Annotated in this window: 3 protein-coding genes; 1 reads left to right on the top strand and 2 read right to left on the bottom strand. The window is 62.8% G+C overall.

All coding sequences use genetic code 11. The features are described 5' to 3' along the window. A partial coding sequence (locus tag Q7T84_RS18900) for a lyase family protein (protein ID WP_304812048.1) occupies positions 1-589 on the bottom strand: 589 nt, incomplete at its 3' end. A 959-nt stretch (positions 590-1,548) separates the two neighbouring features. Next, positions 1,549-2,229, bottom strand: coding sequence for a MarC family protein (locus Q7T84_RS18895; RefSeq protein WP_304812046.1), 681 nt, complete (start codon positions 2,227-2,229; stop codon positions 1,549-1,551). A 154-nt stretch (positions 2,230-2,383) separates the two neighbouring features. On the opposite strand from Q7T84_RS18895, the gene Q7T84_RS18890 reads away from it, so the two are divergent. Then, positions 2,384-2,607: hypothetical protein (locus Q7T84_RS18890; RefSeq protein ID WP_304812044.1), on the top strand; the 224-nt coding region annotated here is incomplete at its 3' end.

Raw genomic sequence — 2,607 nt, 5'->3', positions numbered from 1 at the left:
CCTCGGGCGCCACATTGGCGAAGGTGCCGACCGCGCCGGAGATGGCGCAGGTGGCGATCTCGAACTTGGCCATCGCCAGCCGCTCCTTGGCGCGCTGGAACTCGGCGTAGTGGCCGGCGAGCTTGAGACCGAAGGTGGTGGGCTCGGCGTGGATGCCGTGGCTGCGGCCGACGGTCGGGGTCAGCTTGTGCTCGAAGGCGCGCTTCTTCAGCGCCGCCAGCACCAGATCGACGTCCTCGATCAGCAGGTCGGTCGCGCGGCAGAGCTGGACGGCCAGGGCGGTGTCGTTGACGTCCGAGGAGGTCATGCCTTGGTGCAGGAAGCGGGCTTCCGGACCGACGATCTCGGTGACGTGGGTCAGGAAGGCGATGACGTCGTGCTTCACTTCGCGCTCGATGGCGTCGATGCGCTCGACGTCGAACACGGCGTCGCCGCCCTTGGCCCAGATGGTCTGCGCCGCCTCTTTCGGGATCACGCCCAGTTCCGCCATCTTGTCGGCGGCGTGAGCCTCGATCTCGAACATGATCTTGAAGCGGGTCTGAGGATCCCAGATCTGGGAAGCTTCGGGGCGGGCGTAACGGGGGATCATGGCGAGGGCTCCTTAGGCGCGCTGCTTACCGCCGTGGGCCGCTAATCGCAATGTTCGGGGGGCGTGCGGGGCCGGGCCGCGGACCGCGCGGAGGTTTCAGATGGGTGCGGAACTGTGGGCCAGGCAGGCGGCGACCCGCTCACGGCAAGTTCTTAGGATAGTGGCGCGCCGCACTGACGCTTGGCGGGCTCCACGTTGGGAGTGTTTACAATGTTCGATAAGATTGTTTAGAGAACGTCCATAGGTCAATATTGATGACGCCCCACTTACTAAGGGGCTAGTTTGCCTTTGGGTGGGGAAGAGAATGTTTGGGTCGGCTCGGAAAATAATCGCCACGGCGGTGTCTATTTCGGCGTTCGTGGTTTCCGGAGCTATGCCCACAGCGACTTGCGCCGCATCTGTCACGTCGTTTGACCCCGCCACCATTGTCACGGCCCTGCAAGACGCTGGGTACAAAGCCAAGTTATCGAAAAACGATGATGGCGACCCATTGATTGAGAGTGCGTCGCAGGGAACGTCGTCCAGATCTCCCTTCTCAATTGCCAAGATCACAGGCGATGCGATCAGTTGGAATTTGTCACTCTCTGGAGCTGCGCTCCCGATGATTTGAAGCGTTGCCAAGTCCTGAATAATAAGTGGAATGGCACGGAAAATTTCTCCAGCACAATTATAGTCGGAGATAATATCGCGTTGTATAAACACATCTTGTTTGATGAGATTGGCATTTCAAGCGGTCTATTCATCAAAAATATGGAGATGTTCGCCGGAGATGCTGGTCGTCTGATGGCTCAATTCTAATTCTCGACGCGATTTTTCTTGCATCCATGGGAGCTTGGGGAAACCGTCTCTTCCCTGAGGGCGGAATTGGGTGATGTCCAACTTGGCTCGCCGCAGAAATTACCGCTCCGATAGTGGTCGTCGTGGCGATCAGTCTTGGGTGGCCTGCCCCGGCAGGCGCATCAGGCGAGGCGGCTCAGATACGAGGTGATCAGGCTTTCCAGCCCGCTGGTGATGATCTGCACGCCTACGCAGAGCAGCAGGAAGGCCACGAGGCGCGACATCACCCGCGCCCCGGAAGCGCCAAGCAGGGCGAGCACCTTGCCCGACCAGCGGTAGGAGACCCCGACCAAGAGGGCGACCAAGATCGCGGCGATGCTGACACCGACAAAGAACTCCGGGACGCCGTTGCCGTCGGACGGGCGCTGCGAGGCCAATGCGATGGCGACCGAGATCGCGCCGGGGCCGGTGGTGAAGGGCATGGTCAGCGGGAAGAAGGCGACATCCTCCTGGCCCTGTTCGGCGGGGGCCGCGGCGTTGGTCTTGCGGTTTTCGTTGACCTCGGGCTGCATCAGGAGCTGCCAGGCGCGGATCGCCACCACCAGCCCGCCCGCGACCCGAAGGGCGCCCAGGCTGACCCCGAAGAAGTTCAGGATGTAGCTGCCCAGCAGCAGTGATCCCAGCAGGATCAGCAGGGCGTTGAGGGCGATGCGCCAGGCCAGTTGGTGGCGGTCCGAGCGCCCCTCGGTGACCTGATGGAAGGTGATCGCCGCCCCGACCGGATTGACGATCGAGAACAGCGCCGGAAACGCCAGGAGAAAGGCGCCGATCACGGTGGTGAGGGGCAGGGGACTGAGGCTCATGGGGGCCGAGCCTAAGCAGAGGCTGGGATTCGGAGCTAGGGGCGCCGCACCGTCACGCGGGCTCTCCTTCGCCTCGCCGTTGATTTCAATCAATGCGGCGACTGTGCTCGACTCGAGGCTTGGCCGCGCGATGAGACCCCGCCAGGAGCTAGCCGTGGACCGAATTCAGACCTTGCGCATGTTGGGCGCCGGCACGGCCCTGTCTATCGCCGCCATCAGCGCCGTGCAGGCGCTGGCGCATCAGAAGGCCATCGCCGCCAAGGGGGTGATCTGCGGCCAGGGACCGTCATCGCATTGCGCATGGTGCGCCGTGGGGCTGGTCGCCGCCGCGGTCGGCATAACCCTTGTGATCCAGGGAGTGGCGCCAGAAAGCTCGGA

Origin of the sequence: Phenylobacterium sp., assembly GCF_030654915.1 — a bacterium.
Classification (GTDB): Bacteria; Pseudomonadota; Alphaproteobacteria; order Caulobacterales; family Caulobacteraceae; genus Phenylobacterium.
The sequence above is the reverse complement of the archived record's forward strand: the minus strand, read 5'-3'. Positions and strand labels throughout refer to the sequence as shown.